This window comes from Natronobeatus ordinarius (assembly GCF_024362485.1).
Classification (GTDB): Archaea; Halobacteriota; Halobacteria; order Halobacteriales; family Natrialbaceae; genus Natronobeatus; species Natronobeatus ordinarius.
This window is the reverse complement of record NZ_CP101456.1, coordinates 438,424-458,566: the sequence shown is the minus strand read 5'-3', so window position 1 is coordinate 458,566 and position 20,143 is coordinate 438,424. Positions and strand designations below refer to the sequence as shown.

The following is a 20,143-nucleotide window of genomic DNA, read 5'->3' as shown; positions in this document are numbered from 1 at the left end:
GCATCGATTGGTGCATGTCGACGACCGACTCGTGTGCGGCCTGTGGCGAACCGCTCGAGGCGGGAACCTACGCCTGCCCCGAGTGCGGAAACGCCCCGAAGCGGGCGGTGAGAAAGAACGGCGCGCTCGTGTTCCTCGCCGGTGTGCCGCTGTTTTTCCTCAATCCACCGATCGGGGTGATCCTGGGGATCGTCGGACTCTTCGTCCTGTTCGGTTCGTGGTTCACGTCCCCGACCCGGCACGTCGCGTGACCGATCGTACCGAACGCGTGACCTGGAGTCTGTCGACTCTCGAGCGGTTACGCGTTACGCCCGGTCGAACGGTTACGCGTCCTCGGACGCTTTTTTGAATCCGACGTCGGCCGCACGCGGACCGAAACCCGATCGCCGACGGTCAGGTCGTGGCCCGGACAGATCAGCTTCGCCCCGAAGTCGGCGTCTCGAGCGCAGAAAAACGAGAGGCCGGTGATCGCCTCGCCGTCGACGGTGACGGTCACGTCGTCCCAGGCGACGGTCCGATCCGTCGCCACCCCGAGCCGGTCCCCGTTCAGCCGGACCGTTTCGTTCGGCCCCTCGAGCGACCCGCCGGGGCGCTCGAGCAGGCCGCCGCCGTCGTAGTGGGGGAGGCCCCCGTCGAGGACGCCCCCGTCGTCGGCGGCGATGCCGACGAATTCGGCACCTGGAGTCGGGTGGCGTGGCGCGTCGAGGAGGGCGTACGTCTCGCCCGTCTCGACGACCGTTCCGGTGCCGTCCCAGGCGAGCGGGCGAACGGTCGTCTCGAGGGCGAGCGGCAGCGAGCCCGCGGCACGGTGGAGGTTCTGTGCGGGATTCCGGAAGCCGACGTGGAGGTGGTTGTCGACCCAGGGGGCGAAGAAGCCGGCACGGACGAGTTCGCCGAGATTCTGGCCCGCCGCTACCCGGTCGCCGGCCGAGACGGCGGGGTCGACGTGGAGGATTCGCGCTACGAGCCCCTCGACCGTGGTCGGGCCGTCGCACTCGAGCAGAATCAGGTGGTCGTGGTCGGGTGCGTAGGGTTTCGGGGGCGCGCGAACGGTCCGCGTCTCGAGGACGGTGCCCGAGACGGGGCTCGGCGCGGCGGTCGTCCGCCCGTCCCGGCCGGTCCCCGGGTAGAGGTCGATCGCACACCCCTCGTCGTGGGCGGGGTACGGCGAGTTGTACAGCGTAAAGCGGGCGTACCTGTCGAGCAGCTCGTCGCCGAGGGTGACGGCCATCGGCCGTCGGTCGGTGCCGGGAGGGTTTAGCCCCGTCGGCTCCAACGGCCGGCCATGCGCGTCTTCAGGGGCCGGGCCGGAACGATCGAGGCCGACCGCGCCGCGAGCGAGCGACTGCTCGAGGTCGCCGCGGCCGGCGAACCCGCGGTTCGGGTCTGGGCCCCCCACCGGCAGGTCGCCTTCGGTCGGCGCGACGCCAGACTCGAGGGATACGAGCGCGCCCGGGACGCTGCCCGAGAGCGTGGCTTTCCGCCGATCGAGCGCAGCGTCGGCGGGCGGGCGGTGGCCTACGACGGCGAGACGGCGCTGGCGTTCGCCCGCGCGGAACCGATCGCGGACTTCCGACGAGGGACCGACGAGCGCTACGAGCGGCTCACGGCCGACGTCGAACGAGCGCTCGCCGCCCTCGGCGTCGCGGTTTCCCGCGGCGAACCCGATCACTCGTTCTGCCCCGGGGCGCACTCGCTGCAGGCGAGCGCGTCGGCGGGCGGGGGCAAACTCGTCGGCATCGCCCAGCGCGTTCGCAGCGACGCCGCCCTCGTCTCGGGCATCCTGCTCGTCGACGCGGCGACCGACCTCGCGGCGGTGCTCGAGCCCGTCTACGGCGAACTAGACGTACCGTTCGACCCGCAGTCGGTCGGGTGCGTCGCGGCCGCCGGCGGGCCCGCCGACCCGACCCGGGTTCGCGAGGTACTCGAGGCCGCCCTCGTCGGCGGCCGACCGATGGTCGAAGAACGCATCGGTCGTCGACTCGTCGACAGCCGCGGCGAGGTCGCCGACGACCGCACCGACGGTCGTCAGTGAGGACACTCGGGGGAACCCTTTTCCGGCCGAGGCTCCCCGGTTCGAGTATGGACACGCGACGGGGGCCCGAAGGGGTTCGGTGCGGGGGGAGTAGATGACCGACGTCGAGGAGCACGGAGCGGCCGATCCCTGGGCAGAACTGCTCGAGGACGCCGAGTCGATCGCCGCGGAGTACCGCGAGTACGGCTGGAACGCCCTCGTCGTCCCGACGGCGGAGACGGCGTTCGTCGCCGAGGGCGAACGGGCCGGGATCAACGCGTTCGTTCCGGAGGACGCCTACGAGCCCGTCGAAATGGCGGTCGAGCACGACGGGTCGACCTTCGACCGAGCGGACGTCTACCGACGGACCGTCGAGGAGACGACGTACGTCCTCGCGGTCGAACTCGACGAGCCGACCGAGACCGTCGTGGCCGTCCCGCTCGCGTACTCGCTCGAGCACGCCAGTGCGGTCCTCGAGACCGCGCTCGAGGAAGGACACCTGCCGGTCCACGTCCGCCCGCCGTCGGTCGACGCCTGGGTGTCGTTCTCCCACGCCGATCCAACGCTGTTCGTCGACGCTGAGGAGCTCGAACGGTAACGAGCCGAACTACTCGTCGTCCTCGCGCTCGCGTAACTCCCGGCTCGCCTCCCGAACTTCTCGCATCACGCTCGAGATGCGCTCTTCGGCCTCGAGTTCCTCCTCGACGGTGAGGTCGACGCCCTCGACCTCGAGGAGGAATTTGGCGACCTCGGTGGCCTCGTACATCACGTCGTCGAGCTCCTCGGCGGTGAAGAAGTCACACATCGCGCCGTAGAGGAACGTCGCGCCGGATTTTCGGACTTTGTCCTCGAAACTCGACCGGGCCTGGTTGACCGCCTGCGGGGTGTAGGTGTCGGTCATGAACGGGACGAGTTCGGGCAGGTTCTCGCCGATCTTGGTCATCTCGACGCCCGTTTCGGTCCGGAAATCAGAGCAAAGGCGGGCGATGGCCCACTCCCGGGCCGTGACGTATGTCCGATCACGCAGGAACTCGTTGACCCGGTCGTACTGCGCGCCGTCCATCTTCTTGAATCGGGCGTACTTTCGCACGTCTTCCGGTACCTCGTCGGCCTCGTCGACGGCGTCGGGATCGGGAACGCCCGGCATCGGCCCATCGTTCGTCGTTGGGCCGCCACCGCCGGCTCGTTCGTCGGCGTCGCTCGCGCCGGGGTCCTCGTCGGCGTCGTTCGCGCCAGGATCCTCGTCGGCGTCGACGTCGCTCGCGCCGGGGTCACTCGAGTCGTTCGTCGACGGTTCGTCGTCGCGGCTCGCGTCGACGGCGTCACCGGCAGCCTCCTCGTTCATGCGCTCTTATTTCCAAACGTTCGAAATAAGGATTGTCCTCGTCGAGAGCCGAGTTCTGGCCCCACCGTCGGCGGCGTCGGCCGAACTCGATCATGTCATAGTTCGATCTGTTCCAGCCACATGTAAGTCACATATCCATTAGATATTTATCCGGGTTATGCGCCATCTACGTACGGTACGGCGTTTGCCGACCGCCCAAAAAACCCCCTTCGGATCGCATGATCGACACTGTGCTGTACGTCGCCGCGTCCAACGCGGCAGCCGACGACGGAGCGGCAGAACTCGAGCGCGCCGGCTCGAGTCTCGCGGTCGAGCCGGCCGTCGACATGGAGAAGATCCATGGATACGCCCGCAGCGTGGACTGCGTCGTCTTCGCCGAGACGCCGACGACGCCCGAGGGCGCACACCTCCTCGAGGTGCTCGAAGCCTGCGGGTCGACGCCGGTCGTGCTCTACACCGACGCGGCGTTCGGGCCGGCGGTCGCCCGATCGACCGACGGCGTCGAGGGGTACGTGCGCCGCGAGGGCGACGCGTCGGTATCCCACCTCGCCGACGAGATCGCCTGGGTGTGCTCCGCTCCGGACCGGCCACCGTCGGCGGAGCCGGCAATCGACCAGCTGCACGAACTGGCCAGCCGGCTGCGGAACTGTCGGGACGAGGACGCCGTTCTCGAGGCGGCGATCGAGACCGCCGGAGAGGTCGTCGAAGCTGACGCCTGGGTGGCCTTTCTGTGCGAGTCTCGCGAGGACGGCGACTGGCTCGTCCCGGCGGTGGTCTCGACGGAGGCGTCGACTGACGACGTCCGGGACCGACGGACGGACGAGGGCGTGACCGGGAGGGCGTTCCGAGAGGGACAGGCGTACCGCGTCGACGACGCCGACGAAATGGTCGTCGGCGAACGCGAGCCATACCAGTCGGTGATCGCCGTCCCGATCGCCGAGTTCGGCGTCTTCCTGGCCGTCGCCGAGCGATCGGACGCGTTCGGCGAAGCCGATCTCACGTTCGCCGAGCGACTCGGCACCCACGTCTTCACGGCGCTCTACCGCCTCCGGCTCGAGGAGCAACTTCGAAACCGACACAGAGACGCAACCAGACTCGAGGAGGACGTCGCCGAACTCGAGGAAACCGTCACAGACCTCGAGGAAGACGTCGCCCGGCTCGCCACAGCGCGTGCGCGACTCGAGACGGCGTTCGACGCCGTCCCGGCCCCCGTCGTTCGGTACGAGGTCGTCGACGGGACGGCGGTCGTCAGCGAGGGCAACGAGCGGTTCGAGGAAGTCTTTTGCGACGAGCGAGCGACGAACGGTGGAACGCCCCTCGAGGACGTCCTCGCCCCGCCGGCGGGCGCGGGCGAGGCGACCGACCTGAACGACCGCCTGCTCGCTGGCGAGTCCCAGCGGGTCGTCGCTCGCCAGTCGGCCGGAACCGAAAGCCGACCGTTCGTCGTCCACTCCGTCCCGCTCGCAGACGGTTCGCGGGGTGTCGCCATCTGTACCGACGTCACCGAGCAGGATCGGCTCGAGGAGGAACTCGCCGACCGGGACGACCGACTCGAGGAACTCGCCGAGTTCGTGAACGAGGAGCTCCGTCCCCCGCTGAACGTCGCCCGGGCGTACCTCGAGATCGTCACGGAGACCGACGATCCCGAGCACTACGCCGAGATCGAGGACGCCCACGAACGACTGTGTGAACTCCTCGACGACGTTCAGGTGCTCGCCAGCGACGAGAACGCGGACGACGACGCGAAACGAGCAGAAGAGTTCGTCTTCGGTGTCTAATATCAGCTTTTCACAAAGTGTTCTCAGGAAATCAAGTTGCATATGAGCGCTTCCGGCGAACCGCAGTCTTCGATTGTATGACATCCTCCCCGGCGTAAACAGTAGACGCCGAACCTAATTTGCGGCGTTGCTGGTAGGGTGGCTATGGCCAAGACGGCCGAAGTTAAACAAGTCTGTCGTGCCGCTTCCACCGTCGTGTACCTATAGTAGCCACTGAAAGTCATTGCACACCTGCTCGCGATCAAGCGGCCAGAACTGGCAGTGTAAGCCAGTTCTGGCCGCCCCACTGCGAGCAGTGTGTAAACTAATTCAGTTGTTACTATAGCAGAGGGTGTCATACAATAGTTCTCAAGCAAATAATTCCAGCCTTTAGGCTGCAAATTGAACCCCGATACGGCGTTTTCAGGAAGTGAGGTGCAGAATGAGTCCCCTATAATCACCAGATAGGGGGTGTGAGACGTATTCTATGACACCCTGATAGCACTCAATTTCGATATCAAACCCTGTGGGAACTATACGAGAGAAGAGTTCTGAACGTCTTCTCTCGTGTCGCTTCAACTCTTGTTTCAGTTATTGTAGCACTAAAATTACTCTTTTTCACCTTATTTAAATATGCTAACACACTAGTGCTCTGTGAAGGAATATTGGCATAGAAAACACTATAGCCTAGTGAAATGACTTGCAGATGACTGAGAACATGGGCAATGCAAACAGTGTTGAGTGGGTCCGTAGGGTAGAGCTTGCACTGGCGATCCTGATCCTTCTGTTCGCCGTACTGTTCCGTACCGTCGATCTCTCTGGTGTCGTCCTCGACAACGAACTCCTGGGCGCAGGCCTGTTCTTTGGGGTACTCTTTTTCCTTCCGCTGGGGCTCGCCATCGTCTCGTTACTTTCTGCAGTCTTGGCAAAATCGACCGTTCGCTCGTATCTGGCTGGGGCTGTCGCGACGGTAGCGCTGCTTGGCGTTCTCGGCTCCTGGACCCTGTACTTCTTGCTCGGCAGTGGCGGGATAGTGGTCGGGCACCTCCTCTCGGTTGCGTTTGGAGTGATCCTTGCTGTCGTAGTCCTGCTCACACAGGCAACGACAGTGGTCGGTAGCTATCGTTGAACGTCATTGCACCCCCGATCGCGAACCAGCGGCCAGCACGAACGCTGCTGGCCGCTCGAGTGCGAGCGGTGAGTAAATCGTTTCAATGACGACTATTGGCCTCAACGGCCGTCTGGATCGAAGGCGAGGCGAGTCGTTCTCGAAAAGTCGGTCACTGCTCGTAAAGTACCTGGTACCGAAATTCGTCTGACTGCTCGGCTGGTTCGAAATCGGTTCGAAACCGCTACTCCTCGAGCGCGAGCGACGCCAGCATCGCCTCGAGCTGGAGCCGTTCGTTCGCGCCCTCCGTGATCCGGTAGTCGACCTCGCCGAGACGCTCGAGGAGTCGCACGGTCGCCTGCTCTGGCAGGTCGAACTCCCAGACCGAGCGGTGGAGCTGGTCGATGACGTCGCCGCCAGCGAGCCCGCGGTCGGTGAGCAGCGTCTCGAGGGCCGCGCGGGCGGCGGTGAAGTCGCCGTCGATGGCCTGTTCGACCATCGCCTCGACCTCCTCGGGACGGGCGGTCGAGGTGATCGCGAAGACCGACTCCTCGTCGACGACGTCGCCCATCACGGCCGCAGCCTGCAGGCCGTTGATCGCCTTGCGCATGTCGCCTGCGGCGGCGTAGACGACGGCGTCGACGCCGTCGTCGGTGAGTTCGATCCCCTCTTCGGCGGCGATCTCGCGGATCTGGGCCTCGACGGCCTCGTCGCCGAGTTCGGTGAACCGGAAGACGGCACACCGAGATTGAATAGGATCGATGATCTGACTCGAGTAGTTACACGAGAGGATGAAGCGGGTGTTGTGAGAGAACTGCTCCATCGTCCGGCGCAGGGCGGACTGAGCGTCGCTCGTGAGCGCGTCGGCCTCGTCCAAGAAGATGATCCGGTAGTCGTAGCCGCCGAACGAAGAGCGCGCGAAGTTCTTGATCCGATCTCTGACGACGTCGATACCGCGCTGGTCGGAGGCGTTGAGCTCTAAGAAGTTCTCGCGCCAGTCGTCGCCATAAATTTCACGTGCGATCGCGACGGAGCTGGCGGTTTTCCCCACACCTGCTGGACCGGCAAACATGAGGTGGGGGACCTCGTCCCGTTCGATGTACCGTTTGAGCCGGGGGATGATGTCGTCGTGGCCCTTGACGTCCGCGAGTCGCTCCGGGCGGTACTTCTCGATCCAGACCTCGGTCCGGCCCGTCGGTGCCGCAGTCTCGGCGTCGGCCTCGCTCATAGCCGGGCTAAGGGGGAGGCCGAAGATAAAACGACCGACGTCGTTCGCTCGAGTCCTCCAGACACCTGTCTGACCACTGTACCTTTAAGCCGTCAGCGGGTCTCTGTTCCGATATGCACTCGAAACGCGCGCGTCGAGCGGCGCTCGCGCTCGCGGTGGTCGCCGTGGTCGTCCTCGGGATGGCTCCCGGCGCCGTCGCGGCCCAGTCCGAATCCGGCATCGCCGGCACGGTCGTCGTCGAGGAAGGTGAAACGGTCGAGGAGGTCAGCGGCATCGCGGGCAACGTGATCGTCGACGGAACCGTCACGGGTGACGTCAGCGGCGTCGCCGGCAACGTCTACGTCACCGGCGACGTCGGCGGCAACGTCGACACCTTTGGCGGCAACGTCGAGATCACCGGGACCGTCGGCGGCGACGTCAATGGCGCAGTGGGCAACGTCGTGATCGCCGATGGGGCGACGGTCGGCGGCGAGGTGAATCTCGCGGCGGGCACCGTCCTCATCGAGGGGACGATCGACGGCGACGCCTCGATCGCCGCAGACACCATCACGCTCGGCGAGGAGGCGTCGATCGGCGGCGACCTGACCTACGACGGCGACCTCGAGGGCGAGACGGACGCCGTCGCGGGCGAGGTGACCCGCGACGAGTCGCTCGGCCCCACCGGCTTCAGCATTACCGGCCCGGGAATCGAGATCGTGCCGTCGCTCGAGCCGCTGACCACTGTGCTGTCGGCCGTCTACGCCTTCTTCCTGAACCTCGTCCTGGGTGCGGCCCTGCTCGCGCTGTTCCCCCGGTTCTCCGCAGACGTCGCCGACCGCGTGGCGACCGATCCCGTCCGGAGCGGCCTGGCGGGCCTCGCGGTCCTCGTAGGCGTGCCGGTCCTGTTGCTCGCAGTCGCGATCACGATCATCGGCATCCCGTTCTCGATCGTCGGCGCGTTCGCGTTCGCGTTCGTCGTGTGGATCGGGGTCGTCTACGGCCGGTTCGCCGTCGCCGCGTGGCTCCTCGAGCAGGCCGACGTCGACAACCGCTGGCTCGCGCTCGTCGTCGGCCTCCTCGGTGGAGCGATTCTCACGCAGGTGCCGTTCATCGGCGGACTGGTCAACTTCCTCGTCTTCCTGCTCGGGCTCGGCGCGCTCGCCGTCGCCCTCTATCTCAGACGCCAGCAGCCCGACGCGCCTGAACCCGTCGAGTCAGGGGAGCCGACGGTGGACTGAGTCCGGCCCCCGGTCGGCCCCTATTGGGTGAGAGCACCGTACGCCACGCCCAGGATCAGTCCGTAGACGGCGTGGCCGACGAGGCTCCCCACGTCGAGGTTCGGGACCATCTCCGGCATCCCGAGCCAGATCGGCATGACGACGACCGCGAGCGTCGCCCAGACGATGAGGCCGTACCCGAGACCAGCGCCCGCCGCAGCCCCGACGCCAAGGTCGGATCGGCCGACGCCGGCCAGAACGGCCGCGAAGACGACGCCGAGGATCGCTCCGTGGGAGACGTGGACAATCCAGCCGGCGATCCCGCCCTCGAGGCCGTACATGGAGGGAATCATCATCTCGAGCATCTCGGGTGCCGTCGCGATCATCAACACGCCGAAAGCGACGCTGCCGAGGATGCCGCCGACGACGCCCGCCTGCCACGCTTCGAGTCCAGTTTCAGTTGCTACCTCTCGTTGGCTCGCCGTTTCCGATGCCATACCGTCCGACACACCATGGGCGTGTGTATCACTGGCGCGGAGGTGTGTGAGCGATGCACGACCGCAGCCGGCACCGAGCGGGCAAAAGTTCTTTTCCTCGGTCCACCGATTCACACGCCATGGCGAACCCGCTCCGGATCGGCGAAGGCGAACTCGAGGCCGACGCGATCCTGGAGGTGCTCCACGAGGGGCGATGGGTCGTCGTCACGACGACGGTCATGGGCGAGGAACACGAGGTGACGCTTCGACACGATGGCTCGACGTATTACTGCGATACGCCGACGCGACTCCATCGCCACGAGAGCGAGGCGGAGATGCGGACCTGCATCCGACGGATGGGGTACGGGAAGGAGGCGGCGACGGACGGCGCGTGATCGACTGCGGACTGCCTCGAGCGCGTAACCTTTTGACCGCCACGTGCTATAGTAACAACTGAAACGGTTTACACACTGCTCGTAGTGGAGCGGCCAGAACTGGCTTATTCTGCCAGTTCTGGCCGCTTGATCGCGAGCAGGTGTGCAATGACTTTCAGTGGCTACTATAGTACCCCTCATGGACGAGCGCCCTCGGCATCGACTCGGGGAGTTGATGGAGGAGTCAGATCCGTCGTTCGAAACCGTGATGAGCTGCGTCTTCGGGATCGAAGAACACGAGACGAGGACCTACCTCGTCCTGCTCGGCTACCCGGGGAGCACGATCGAGGAACTCGCGGCGGTCTTAGAGCGCGACCGGAGCACAGTCAACCGCTCGCTGGCGACGTTGTGCGATCGCGGACTCGTCCAGCGCGACCGACGACTGCTCGACGGCGGTGGCTACGTCTACCAGTACACCGCGATCGCGCTACCGGAGGCGAAAGAAGCGCTCCACGAGGCACTCGACGCCTGGACGGCGACGGTCCACGACGTGATCGACGAGTTCGACGAGGAGTGAGCGCGGAACCCGCCCACTTTTCCCCCTCGAGGACCTCCCGGCGGCTAATGAGTCTCAGTCTCTCCGCCGAGACGCCCGACGTGTCGGCCGACGCGGTCGACGGCGTCTGGCTCGAGTGTATCGAGTGTGGCGAAACGTACGCCCCGTTCGAGGACATCCGCTACACCTGCGACGAGTGCGACGGCTTACTCGAGGTCCGTTACGCCGAGCCGGCGACGTTTTCCGAGTTCGAGGGCGAAGGCGTCTGGCGATATTCGGCAGCGCTGCCGCTCGACGAAGGCGTCTCGATTCAGGAGGGGGCGACGCCGCTGTACGAGGTCCCCCGGCTCGAGGCCGACGTCGGGGTCGAGGCCCTGCGGATCAAACACGAGGGGATGAACCCGACGGGCTCGTTCAAGGACCGCGGCATGACCGTCGGCGTCGCCGTCGCCCGCGAACTCGGCGTTGACCGGCTGGCGTGTGCCTCGACGGGGAACACGAGCGCTGCGCTGGCGGCCTACGGCTCCCGCGGCGGCGCGGAGGTGCTCGTCCTCCTGCCGGCCGGCAAGGTCGCCGCCGGCAAGGTTGGCCAGGCCGCCCTCCACGACGCGCGCATCCTCGAGGTCGACGGCAACTTCGACGCCTGTCTCGACATCGTCCGCGATCTCGCCGACCGCGGGGAGGTCTACCTGCTCAACTCGCTGAACCCCTTCCGGCTCGAGGGCCAGAAGACGATCGGCCTCGAGATTCTCGAAGCGTTCCAGGCCGACTACGGCACCTGGCCCGACCGGATCGTCCTCCCCGTCGGCAACGCCGGCAACACCTCGGCGCTGTACAAGGCCTTCCGCGAACTCGTCCAGGCGGGCGAACTCGAGCCCGAGGAGGTGCCCAAACTCACGGGCGTCCAGGCCGAGGGCGCGGCGCCGATGGTCGAAGCCATCGAGAACGGCGCCGACGAGGTCCGGCGCTGGGAAGAGGTCGAGACGATCGCAACCGCGATCCGGATCGGCAACCCGGTGAACGCCCCGAAGGCGCTCCCCGGCATCCGTGAAACCGGCGGCACCGCCGTCTCGGTCACCGACGAGGAGATCACCGACGCCCAGCGCGAGCTCGCCGCGGAGGGCGTCGGCGTCGAACCCGCCTCCGCCGCCTCCGTCGCCGGCCTGCGGAAACTCCGCGAGGAGGGCGTCGTCTCAGCCGACGAGCAGGTCGTCTGTCTCACCACCGGTCACCTGCTCAAAGACCCCGACGCAGCCGCCAACGCGGGTAACGAACCCGAACCCGTTCCCGCGAGCACGGACGGCGTGCTCGCGAGCCTCGCGAGCGAGCGCTCGTCGGATCAATAGCTCCGACGGCGTGCGCGAGCACCTGCAACACTGAACCGGTCGCTGACGCACGCACGACTCGTGTCTGACACGTCTGACGCGCGACTGACTGAGCTTTTTCCCGGCTCACGTACTAGTCCTGTCTGCGATGTCCACCCAGCATCGTCCCGCTGACCACCCACCCAGATCGCCGCCCGACGAGCCGACTCGAGCGGCGACCCCTTCGAGTCGAATCACCCCTGCTGAGACCGACCTTCCCGACCGCGTCGAACGCCTGCAGTTACAGGCGCGAATCGCCGCCCTCGAGCGCTCGCTGGCCGAGAGCGAGCGTCGCCGACAGGCCATCGTCGACCAGTACGAACTGGTCCTCGACGACTGCGTCCACGAGAAGCGTTCCCCGAGCGAGTCACGAGCCAACTCCGACGAGATGTTCCCTCGACTCCGTCGACTGCTCCCGATCGTCGGATAGCCCGCCCTACCTTATTTTTCGAGGAGCGTCGACTCGACGAGCCGGCCGGTTCCTCGCCGGATGCGGCCGCCGACGGCCGTCGGCGAGATGCCGAGACGCTCGGCGAGTTCCTCGAGTGAGGTCTCACGGGGCTCCTCGAAGTAGCCCGCTTCGTACGCAGCCACCAGCGCGTCACGCTGGTGGTCGGTTAGCTCCGGAGCGAAGCCGTTCGTCCACTCGTCCTGGCGGAACATCCGGTAGAGTTCGAACGAGATGCCCTCGCGCTCGCAGTACTCCCACAGGTCGGCGAGCGCCTCCCGGTCGGGGAGGTGGAGTCTGACGGCCCAGCCCCGATCGGTACTCTCGGCTTTCAGCATCAGCCCACCGAGTGCGGCCGTCTTCGGCGAGATGAGCTTCGTCTGCTCGGTGTGGCGGAGCCGATAGAGGCGCACCGACTCGAGGTCGTCGACGAGCACCCAGCTGTCGACCGTCTGATCTCGCTCGAGCGCCTGGTCGAACCGCTCGTCGGCGCCCTCGACGAGGAAGAAGAACAGCCCCGTCTCTGGGTCCGTCGTGGTGTGAGAGACGACCTCGATTGAGACGTCGGGACAGCGACGGATCGTCGGCGCCAGCGCGAGCTCCGGATGGGCGACGTCGGCGATGGCGACGAGGCTCACGGTCGGTCGCCTCGACTGCCGGACGCTGGCGGGACGCACCAGCCGGAGCGAGCAGCCGCCGAGCGATCGAACGCGAGCGGGGTGTGAACGTTCTCACCGATCATACTGTTAGTAACTGGCACAGTCCAGCGCTTAACCGTTTGCGTCCATCGTCGACTGAACGTCAGGGATTTCGAGGTGAGTTCCGAGTCGGGTCGTCTCGGGAACACGTGAAGGAAGCGGGTCAGTCGTCGGCGGGTTCGGCGCCGGTCGGCTCGACGTCGACCGCGATCTCGGCCGCTGCGGCTTTGTACTCGGGGATCTTCGCCCGTTCGTCGAGGACGTCGTTCGTGAGTTTGTTGGCCGAGGCGGCCGCGAAGTGCGGCGTCGTCCAGATGACGCCCTCCTTGATGTCCTCGGTGACCTGCGCTTTGACGGTGATCTCCCCACGCCGGGAGCGGATCGTCACCTCGTCGCCGTCCTCGATGCCGTACCGTTCCGCGTCGTTCGGATGGACGTCGACGAAGTTCTCCGGTTTGACCCGGTTGAGCGTCGGCGACCGGGTGCTCATCGTCCCCGTGTTGTAGTGTTCTTCGAGACGGGCGGTCGTCAGCACCAGCGGATACTCCTCGTCGGGCACCTCGGCGGGCGGCTGGTGGCGCACGCCCTCGATGTGGCCCAGTCCGTTCTCGGTGTCGAACTCGTCCTCGTAGAGGTAGAGGTCGCCCTCGTCGCCCGGCTCGTAACAGGGCCAGTGCAGCCCCTCCTCACCCAGCGCCTCGTACGTCATCCCGTGGTAGATCGGACACACCTGCCGAAGCTCCTCGAAGACCGCCTCGACGTCCTCGAAGTCGAATCCCTCGTCAAAGAGTCGGGTACCGACCTCCGAGAGAATCTCGAGGTCGTGTTTCGTGTTCGGGTGGACCTTCTCGACGCCGCGCATCAGCTGGACCCGTCGGTCGGTGTTGGTGACGGTGCCGCCGCGTTCGGCCCACGTCGTCGCCGGCAAGATGACGTCGGCGTACTCCGCGGTTTCGGTCGGGAAGATATCCTGAACGACCACGAACTCGAGCTGTTTGAACCGTTCGGCGACGACGTTGGCGTCCGGCTCGGACATGATCGGGTTCTCACCCATGATGTAGAGGCCGTGGACCGACTTGCCGGACTCGTGGGAGATCTCGACGTTCGTCAGGCCGGGCTCGTCGGGTACCTCGAAGCCCCAGACCTCCTCGACGGCCTCGCGGGCCTCGTCGTCGTCGACGAGCTGGTAGCCGGGGAGGACGTTCGGCATCGCACCGACGTCACAGGTTCCCTGGACGTTGTTCTGACCGCGAAGCGGGTTGACGCCGGTACCCGGCCGGCCGACGTTGCCTGTGATCAGCGCGAGGTTGATCTCGTTCTGGACGTTGTCCACCCCACTGGTGTGCTGGCTCATCCCCATCCCGGTGAAGATGGTCGCGTTCTCGGCCGTCGCGTACGTCTCGGCGGCGCGTTCGATCGCCTCGAGCTCGAGGCCACACTCCTCGGCCGCGGATCTCTTGTCGAAGTCCTCGAGTGTCTCGACGAGGTGGTCAAAGCCCTCGGTTCGCTCCTCGATGAACGCCTCGTCGATCCAGTCGTTCTCGAGGACCGTCTTGAGCACGACGTTCAGCAGGGCGACGTCGGTCCCTGGCTTCACCTGGAGGTGCTGGTGGCGGTCGGTCTCGTCGATCTTGAACGACCGCGTGGTCTTGTTCGCGTGTGGGTCGACCTGGATGACGGTCGCCCCCTCGAGCACCGCCTGGCGGAAGTACTGGCTGTTGGCGATCGGGTGCTGTTCGGCCGGATTCGCCCCCTGGATCCAGAGCACGTCGGCGGCGTCGCGGAGGTCTTCCATGCTGTTGGTCATCGCCCCGGCACCCAGGCTGGTGCGCAGCGCCCAGACGGTCGAGGCGTGACACATCCGCGTGCAGTTGTCGACGTTGTTCGTCCCGTACCGGCGGGCGAGCTTCTGGAGGAGGTAGTTCTCCTCGTTCATCACCTTCGAGGAGCCGTAAAAGCCCATGGCGTCCGGGCCGTGCTCCTCGCGGATGCGCTCCATCTCGGAGACGATCAGCTCGTAAGCTTCCTCCCAGCTGGCCTCGCGGAGTTCGCCGTCGTCCTCGCGGATCAGTGGGTCGGTGAGTCGATCCTCGTGGTCGACGACTTCGGTCGCCGCACCGCCTTTGATGCAGATCCGCCCCTCGTTGACCGGGGCGTCACCCCACGGCATGAACTGCATATCCCCGGGCTCCTCGCCCGGTTTCACCTGGATGCCGCAGCCGACGCCACAGTACGGACAGATCGTCTTGACGGGATCCTGTGCGTCACCGGACATTGGTGCTCCCCTCGCTGTGATGGCTCATTCGTCTGTGATAGACGGGCTCACGCCACAATAATGTGTCCCCGAGCTCTCGGGAACTGAACCGTTTCACTGCGGTTTCGGGGCCGAGAACCGAGTCGACGACCGCGAGGAGGGAAACGTTCACCAGCGCGGACGTCGAAGTGGGCGCGTCGATGACACTCACTCGGTCGACCGTCGAACGCGCCGCCGAGGCGTACCGCGAGGAAGAACCCCTCTATCCCGTCGAGCAGGAGGGAGTTGAAACCCTCCCGGCGGCGCTGTCGACGGGCGAGTTCGGCCGCCGGGACGCCGAGTGGGTCGTCAGGTGGTACTACCGGCGCTTTCTCGGCGCGATTCCGAACGACGAACGCCGGGCCGCCGAGGAACGGTTCCGGCGCAACGACTTCGAAACCGTCCTCGAGACGGTCACCGACGCCGCCGACGCGGCCGACGCTGGCGCGGCGCTCGAGCGACTGACGACTCTCGAGGGCGTCGACGTCCCTGTGGGCTCAGCCTTCCTCTTTCTCCTCGACCCCGAGCGGTACGTCGTCGTCGGGGAACGCGAGTGGACGGTCCTCGAGGAGAACGACGAACTCGAGAAACCCTACCCCGACCCGCCGTCGATCGAGGAGTACGAGACGTACCTCGAGCGCTGTCGCTCGCTCGCCGACCGGTTCGAGTGTGAGCTATGGACGCTGTACCGGGCGCTCTGGCGGCTGTGGAAGGCGTAGTGGTGCACTCGAGTCGCTCGATCCGTCCGAAAACCGTCCCGGGAGCGGACTCGAGTTGCGGAGCCAGAGCCCGGTTACTCGGCTTCGCGGTCGGCGTCGCTCGTGGCGCCCTCGAGTTCGATCGTGAATTCGGTGTTGGCGGCGTCGAGCGTGTACGTCTCCTCGACGGGCTCGAACTCGCCTTCGGTGCTCTCGACGGTGACGGTGACGTCGCCGACCGGGAACGCGACTTCCACCACACCGGCTTCGATTTCGGCGCCGAACGAGTGGTTGCGGCCCCCATCGACTGCGGAGAGCCGCCCGTCGATGCCGTGGGAGACGGGCTCGCCGTCTTCGGTTTCGAATCGGAGAGTCAACGTCTCTCTGTCCGGAATCTCGAGGTCCGGCTCGCCGTTGGTTTCGTCGTTGGTTTCGTTGCCGTTTTCGTCACCGTTTTCGTCGCCGTTTTCGTCACCGTTTTCGTCGCCGTCACCGAGGCAGCCGGCGGCGAAAACGGCGGTGAGGGCGGTCGTGGAGGCGATAAACGTTCGGCGGGATTCAGGCATTAGTTTCCCTCTGAATCACGTATATAAATATGTCACGGCATCGAGTTTCAGTGGTAAGAGGAGCCATGCACAGCGTGAAGCGGTACCACCGATTCCGAACGCGAAACGCGTCTCGAGAGCGTGACGCGTGACTCGCTTCCCCACAGCCAGCAGCCGACGCGGGTCGACCGAAAGCCGGAGGGTTTTGACCACCCCCCGCCAACCGTCGGTCGTGATCGTCCGCGCTGCTCGTCCCGACGAACGCCTCGAGGTACTCCGACTGCTCGACGCCGCGCTACTCGAGGTCGAGGGCGTCGACGCCCGACTCGAGGCCGGGGACGTCCTCGTGGCAGTCGACGACTCGAGCGGCCGGCTGGTCGGCACGATCGTCCTCGAGCCGGAGCCAGGCGGCGCACACGTCTCGGCCGTCGCCGTCAGGCGTCGCCGACGCGACCGGGGGATCGGCACCGCGCTGATCGAGCGGGCGCTCGAGCGCGAGGGACGGCTCACGGCGCGGTTCGACGAGCGCGTCAGGCCGTTCTACGAGTCACTCGAGTTCTCGATCGAACGGATCGACGAGCGACGCTACCAGGGGAAGCGCGGCGGATGAGTGGCGAGTGAACGAGGCGGTGGGTGAACGGCCCCGTCAGTCGGCCGCGTCCTCGCCGACGGCCTCGTCCGCTCCCGTCTCGCCGGGAGCAGACTCGTAGCCGAGTTCGAACCAGAGCCGCGCCGTGCAGCTCATCGCTTCCTCGTCGAGTTCCGTCTCCCCCTCCCGCTGGTCGAGATAGCCGTTACAGCGGCCGTGTGTGACGACGTTCGAAAGCGACGCAGCCGACCCACACTCCGGACAGTCGACGTAATAGCGGCCCTCGTCGGTCTGGTGCCAGGCGTCGGGTGTCAGTTCCATATGCGCGGCGTCGCCGGAGTCGCTCATGACTCGAGCGAGGCGACGAAGGGGGATAACCGTCGGCCCGGAGCACGCAACCCGCCGATAGCCGACCGCCGAACGCGCTCACCGCCGGCTCGCCCACTCGAGGCCGGTTCCGATCACTCGAGGTCGAGACCGTGCTCCTCGAGGAACGCCCGGAACTCGCCGGCCGTCTCGTCGAGGACCGGCACGTCGTTCGCCTCGGCGTCCTCGCGCTTTCTGGCACCCGGGTTCTCGCCGATCACGAGGTAGTCCGTGTTGCCCGAAACGCTGCTCGTGGCGTTCGCGCCGTGGGCCTCGACGAGTTCCTGGGCCTCGCTGCGGGTCAGCTCGGAGAGCGACCCGGTGAAGACGACCGTCAGCCCCTCGAGTTCGTCGCCGCCCTCGCCCTCGGCCGCGGCGCCGTCTGCCCGCGGTGAGACGTGCTCGAGGAGGTCGTCGACGGCCGCGGCGTTGGCCTCGCTCGCGAAGAAGTCGCCGATCGCCTGAGCGACCGTCTCGCCCACGTCGTCGACTTCTTCGAGCCGTTCTGGCTCCTCGAGAGCCGTCGCGCTGAGCGCCTCGAACGAACCGAGCTCGCGAGCGAGGTTGCGAGCCGTCGTCGGGCCGACGTGGGGGATGCCGAGTGCTGAAAGGAAGCCCGACAGCGGAGGTTCACGACTGGCCTCGAGTTCAGCGAGCAGGTTGTCGGCACTCGTCTCGCCCCAGCCCTCGAGTTCGAGCAGCTCCTCGCGCTCGAGCTCGTAGAGGTCGGCGACACTCCCGACCAGGTCGGCGTCGACCAGCTGGCGGACGGTTCGCTCGCCGAGCCCCTCGAGGTCGAGGCCGTCGTCGCTCGCGTAGTACTCGATCGAGCGGCGGAGCTGGGCGTCGCAGGCCAGCCCGCCGATGCAGTAGGCGATGGGTCCCTCGCGCTCGAGCGGACTGTCACAGACGGGGCACGTCTCGGGGAGCTCGTAGTGACCCTCGCTGCCCTTCTCGAGCACGTCCTCGACGTAGGGAATGACGTCGCCAGCGCGCTGGACCCGGACCGTGTCGCCGACGTTCACGTTCTTCTCGGCGATCTCCGCCGGATTGTGCAGGCTCGCCCGCGAGACCGTCACGCCGCCGACGTCGACCGGCTCGAGCAGTGCGACGGGCGTCACCCGGCCCGTCCGGCCCACCTGGACGGCGACGTCGGCGATCGTCGTCACCTCCGCTCGAGCGGGGAACTTGTAGGCGAACGCCCAGCGGTCGTGCCGGGCCGTCTGGCCGAGTTCCTCGCGAGCCTCGCGGTCGTCGACTTTGATCACCACGCCGTCGATCTCGTAGGGCAAGTCGTCTCGCTCCTCCAGCAACCGGTCTCGATAGCTGATCGCGTCCTCGATCGAATCCACGCGTTCGACCCGGTCGTTCGTCCGTAAGCCGTAGCTGGGGAAGGTCCGCAGTTCCTCCCAGTGGGTGTCTTCGAGCTCGCTCGCGTCGAGCACGTCGAAGTAAAAAACAGAGAGGGGTCGTTCGGCGACGACCGACGGATCGAGCTGGCGAATCGTCCCCGCCGTGGCGTTCCGGGGGTTGGCGAAGGGGTCGTCGCCGCGCTCGAGTCGCTCGCGGTTGTACGCCTGGAAGGCGTCTTTCGGCATGTAGACCTCCCCGCGGACGGCGAAAAAGTCCGGTGGGTCGTCGTGTAACCGCCCCGGCACGGAGCCGATCGTTCGGGCGTTCCGCGTCACGTCGTCGCCCTCCCGGCCGTCGCCACGGGTGACCGCCCGCTCGAGCCGGCCGTCCTCGTAGACGAACTCCATGGAGACGCCGTCGAACTTGGGCTCACAGACGTACCGGACCTCGCCGACCTCGCGACGGACCCGTTCGTCGAACTCCCGGACGTCGGCCGCCTCGCCGCTCTGGGCGATCGAGAGCATCGGCGCGACGTGCTCGACCGTCTCGAACGCCTCGAGTGGCTCACCGCCGACTCGCCGGGTCGGGCTGTCGGGGTGGACGAGGTCGAACGCCTCCTCGAGTTCCTGCAGGCGGGCAAACAACGCATCGTAGGTCCGGTCGGCGACGATCGGGTCGTTCTCCACGTAGTACCGGCGGTCGTGCTCACGGATCGCCTCGCGCAACTGCGCGACCTGTTCGCGGGCGTCCTCCTCGTCGAGTTCCTCGACCGGCGCGAAGTCGGTCGGTGGCTCCCTGAGGTAGGGGTTCTCCTCGTCGGCGACGGACATGGCTCGAGCGTTCGTACCCACGGCCTGTAAAACCGCCGTCGTTCGCTCGAACGTTACCGTTCCTGGCGCAGCCGACGAACGATCGAGCCGGTCATCGAGAGTTCGCCGCTGAAGAGCGCGAGTGGCTCCTCCTCCCCGCCCGGAAGGCCGTTCGACTCGAGCATCGTGTTCTCGTGGATCGTCGCCGTCGCGGACTGGAGCGGCCACGGCGCGTGGGCGATCTCGCCGGTCAGCACGTCACCGTCGCGAGGGGCGTAGAAGCGTCGCCGCGCCGTGAGCCAGTGCTCGAGCGTGCCGGGGTCGGCGTAGAAGATCTTGCCGTCGGGTTCGTACGTCGCGGAGAAGCGGGCCCCATCGTCAACCCGGATGCTCGAGAACGCGACCCGGTCGTCGTCGCCGGAGACGTTCATCTTGGCGTGGTGGACCGGCAGCCGAGTCGCTCGCCTGACGCCCCGCGCGATGAAGGCGTTGCCGACGTCGATGCTGAAGAAAAAGAGTCCGGGCGTCCCCTCGTGGCGGACGTAGGTCCTGACGTTGAGCTCCGGGAACGAGAGCCGCGAGAGTCCTGGCGAGCCGCGGAGTCCAGCCCTGGCGAGGACGAACGGCAGGACGCTCACCCACGCCTCGCCGTTGCGCGTCTCGAGCTCGAGCGGCGCCGGGACGTGCGGTCGGAGCCGGTCGGGGGAAACGGGCCAGTGGAGGTAGAGACCGTCGCGCCAGGTCATCGAGAAGAGGTGCGGCGTCGTCGGCCCCGCAGCCCACCGCGTCTCACGGCGTGGCTCCTCGAGGGCTGTATCCTGCGCGTCGGTCATCCTCGCCGCCCGTCAGTGTGATCGCTTCGGTTCCGTCCCGGTCCCCCAGTCGACGGCGCGGTCGGTCGGCCCGCCGTCGGTCGGCACTCACGC

Annotated in this window: 21 protein-coding genes and 1 pseudogene; 12 read left to right on the top strand and 10 right to left on the bottom strand. The window is 66.6% G+C overall.

The genetic code is table 11. The features are described from left to right. The first annotated feature begins 14 nt into the window (after positions 1 to 14). Positions 15 to 251 carry a hypothetical protein gene (locus tag NMQ09_RS02360; RefSeq protein ID WP_255192852.1) on the top strand — a complete coding sequence of 79 codons (237 nt, stop codon included), beginning with the start codon at positions 15 to 17 and terminating at the stop codon, positions 249 to 251. Positions 252 to 298: 47 nt separating this feature from the next. Here the strand turns inward: NMQ09_RS02360 and NMQ09_RS02355 are convergent, their stop codons facing one another. Beyond that, positions 299 to 1,231, bottom strand: a complete 933-nt coding sequence (locus NMQ09_RS02355) for a DUF8155 domain-containing protein (RefSeq protein WP_255192851.1) — start codon at positions 1,229 to 1,231, stop codon at positions 299 to 301. Between the two features lie 54 nt (positions 1,232 to 1,285). On the opposite strand from NMQ09_RS02355, the gene NMQ09_RS02350 reads away from it, so the two are divergent. Together NMQ09_RS02350 and NMQ09_RS02345 are read left to right on the top strand one after the other, a co-directional pair. Next, positions 1,286 to 2,035 (top strand): lipoate--protein ligase family protein, encoded by a 750-nt coding sequence (locus tag NMQ09_RS02350; protein ID WP_255192850.1) that lies wholly within the window; start codon positions 1,286 to 1,288, stop codon positions 2,033 to 2,035. Positions 2,036 to 2,129: 94 nt separating this feature from the next. Beyond that, positions 2,130 to 2,612, top strand: a complete 483-nt coding sequence (locus NMQ09_RS02345) for a DUF7529 family protein (RefSeq protein WP_255192849.1) — start codon at positions 2,130 to 2,132, stop codon at positions 2,610 to 2,612. Between the two features lie 9 nt (positions 2,613 to 2,621). Here the strand turns inward: NMQ09_RS02345 and NMQ09_RS02340 are convergent, their stop codons facing one another. Continuing rightward, positions 2,622 to 3,359, bottom strand: a complete 738-nt coding sequence (locus NMQ09_RS02340) for a DUF5806 family protein (RefSeq protein WP_255192848.1) — start codon at positions 3,357 to 3,359, stop codon at positions 2,622 to 2,624. Between the two features lie 218 nt (positions 3,360 to 3,577). Here NMQ09_RS02340 and NMQ09_RS02335 point away from each other — a divergent pair, with 218 nt between their 5' ends. Together NMQ09_RS02335 and NMQ09_RS02330 are read left to right on the top strand one after the other, a co-directional pair. Further along, entirely contained in the window at positions 3,578 to 5,137 is a 1,560-nt protein-coding gene (locus NMQ09_RS02335) for a GAF domain-containing protein (RefSeq protein WP_255192847.1), read from the top strand. A 685-nt stretch (positions 5,138 to 5,822) separates the two neighbouring features. After that, on the top strand, positions 5,823 to 6,245 hold the full coding sequence (locus tag NMQ09_RS02330) for a hypothetical protein (protein ID WP_255192846.1): 423 nt from the start codon (positions 5,823 to 5,825) through the stop codon (positions 6,243 to 6,245). A 223-nt stretch (positions 6,246 to 6,468) separates the two neighbouring features. Here NMQ09_RS02330 and NMQ09_RS02325 read toward each other — a convergent pair whose 3' ends face one another. Next, on the bottom strand, positions 6,469 to 7,452 hold the full coding sequence (locus tag NMQ09_RS02325) for a replication factor C small subunit (RefSeq protein ID WP_255192845.1): 984 nt from the start codon (positions 7,450 to 7,452) through the stop codon (positions 6,469 to 6,471). A gap of 113 nt (positions 7,453 to 7,565) precedes the next feature. On the opposite strand from NMQ09_RS02325, the gene NMQ09_RS02320 reads away from it, so the two are divergent. Then, on the top strand, positions 7,566 to 8,669 hold the full coding sequence (locus tag NMQ09_RS02320; RefSeq protein ID WP_255192844.1) for a DUF8173 domain-containing protein: 1,104 nt from the start codon (positions 7,566 to 7,568) through the stop codon (positions 8,667 to 8,669). A gap of 20 nt (positions 8,670 to 8,689) precedes the next feature. Here the strand turns inward: NMQ09_RS02320 and NMQ09_RS02315 are convergent, their stop codons facing one another. Continuing rightward, the gene (locus NMQ09_RS02315) at positions 8,690 to 9,145 is read right to left on the bottom strand and encodes a histidine kinase (protein ID WP_255192843.1); all 456 of its coding nucleotides are present in this window, start codon (positions 9,143 to 9,145) and stop codon (positions 8,690 to 8,692) included. 119 nt (positions 9,146 to 9,264) lie between these two features. On the opposite strand from NMQ09_RS02315, the gene NMQ09_RS02310 reads away from it, so the two are divergent. The 4 genes from NMQ09_RS02310 to NMQ09_RS02295 all read left to right on the top strand — a co-directional run bounded on the left by NMQ09_RS02310 (position 9,265) and on the right by NMQ09_RS02295 (position 11,848). Continuing rightward, positions 9,265 to 9,519, top strand: a complete 255-nt coding sequence (locus NMQ09_RS02310) for a DUF8001 family protein (protein ID WP_255192842.1) — start codon at positions 9,265 to 9,267, stop codon at positions 9,517 to 9,519. 178 nt (positions 9,520 to 9,697) lie between these two features. After that, positions 9,698 to 10,075 carry a helix-turn-helix domain-containing protein gene (locus NMQ09_RS02305; protein ID WP_255192841.1) on the top strand — a complete coding sequence of 126 codons (378 nt, stop codon included), beginning with the start codon at positions 9,698 to 9,700 and terminating at the stop codon, positions 10,073 to 10,075. A 47-nt stretch (positions 10,076 to 10,122) separates the two neighbouring features. Continuing rightward, positions 10,123 to 11,400 carry a threonine synthase gene (gene thrC / locus NMQ09_RS02300; RefSeq protein ID WP_255192840.1) on the top strand — a complete coding sequence of 426 codons (1,278 nt, stop codon included), beginning with the start codon at positions 10,123 to 10,125 and terminating at the stop codon, positions 11,398 to 11,400. A gap of 127 nt (positions 11,401 to 11,527) precedes the next feature. Next, the gene (locus tag NMQ09_RS02295) at positions 11,528 to 11,848 is read left to right on the top strand and encodes a hypothetical protein (RefSeq protein WP_255192839.1); all 321 of its coding nucleotides are present in this window, start codon (positions 11,528 to 11,530) and stop codon (positions 11,846 to 11,848) included. Between the two features lie 11 nt (positions 11,849 to 11,859). Here the strand turns inward: NMQ09_RS02295 and NMQ09_RS02290 are convergent, their stop codons facing one another. Together NMQ09_RS02290 and fdhF are read right to left on the bottom strand one after the other, a co-directional pair. Continuing rightward, positions 11,860 to 12,504: a helix-turn-helix domain-containing protein gene (locus tag NMQ09_RS02290; protein ID WP_255192838.1), complete on the bottom strand. Its 645-nt coding sequence runs from the start codon at positions 12,502 to 12,504 to the stop codon at positions 11,860 to 11,862. Positions 12,505 to 12,727: 223 nt separating this feature from the next. Then, positions 12,728 to 14,839, bottom strand: a complete 2,112-nt coding sequence (gene fdhF / locus NMQ09_RS02285) for a formate dehydrogenase subunit alpha (protein WP_255192837.1) — start codon at positions 14,837 to 14,839, stop codon at positions 12,728 to 12,730. Between the two features lie 179 nt (positions 14,840 to 15,018). Between fdhF and NMQ09_RS02280 the strand changes: the two genes are divergently transcribed. Further along, positions 15,019 to 15,576, top strand: coding sequence for a hypothetical protein (locus NMQ09_RS02280; protein ID WP_255192836.1), 558 nt, complete (start codon positions 15,019 to 15,021; stop codon positions 15,574 to 15,576). 74 nt (positions 15,577 to 15,650) lie between these two features. Here NMQ09_RS02280 and NMQ09_RS02275 read toward each other — a convergent pair whose 3' ends face one another. Continuing rightward, the gene (locus NMQ09_RS02275; RefSeq protein WP_255192835.1) at positions 15,651 to 16,121 is read right to left on the bottom strand and encodes a hypothetical protein; all 471 of its coding nucleotides are present in this window, start codon (positions 16,119 to 16,121) and stop codon (positions 15,651 to 15,653) included. Positions 16,122 to 16,332: 211 nt separating this feature from the next. Here NMQ09_RS02275 and NMQ09_RS02270 point away from each other — a divergent pair, with 211 nt between their 5' ends. Continuing rightward, entirely contained in the window at positions 16,333 to 16,710 is a 378-nt protein-coding gene (locus tag NMQ09_RS02270) for a GNAT family N-acetyltransferase (RefSeq protein WP_255192834.1), read from the top strand. A gap of 39 nt (positions 16,711 to 16,749) precedes the next feature. On the opposite strand, the pseudogene NMQ09_RS02265 reads toward NMQ09_RS02270, so the two are convergent. The 3 genes and pseudogenes from NMQ09_RS02265 to NMQ09_RS02255 form a co-directional block, all read right to left on the bottom strand. Next, positions 16,750 to 17,037: pseudogene (locus NMQ09_RS02265) on the bottom strand (hypothetical protein); the annotation flags it as partial. Positions 17,038 to 17,150: 113 nt separating this feature from the next. Next, positions 17,151 to 19,238: an NAD-dependent DNA ligase LigA gene (gene ligA / locus NMQ09_RS02260; protein ID WP_255192833.1), complete on the bottom strand. Its 2,088-nt coding sequence runs from the start codon at positions 19,236 to 19,238 to the stop codon at positions 17,151 to 17,153. A gap of 53 nt (positions 19,239 to 19,291) precedes the next feature. Continuing rightward, the gene (locus tag NMQ09_RS02255; protein WP_255192832.1) at positions 19,292 to 20,050 is read right to left on the bottom strand and encodes a YqjF family protein; all 759 of its coding nucleotides are present in this window, start codon (positions 20,048 to 20,050) and stop codon (positions 19,292 to 19,294) included. Positions 20,051 to 20,143 lie beyond the last annotated feature (93 nt).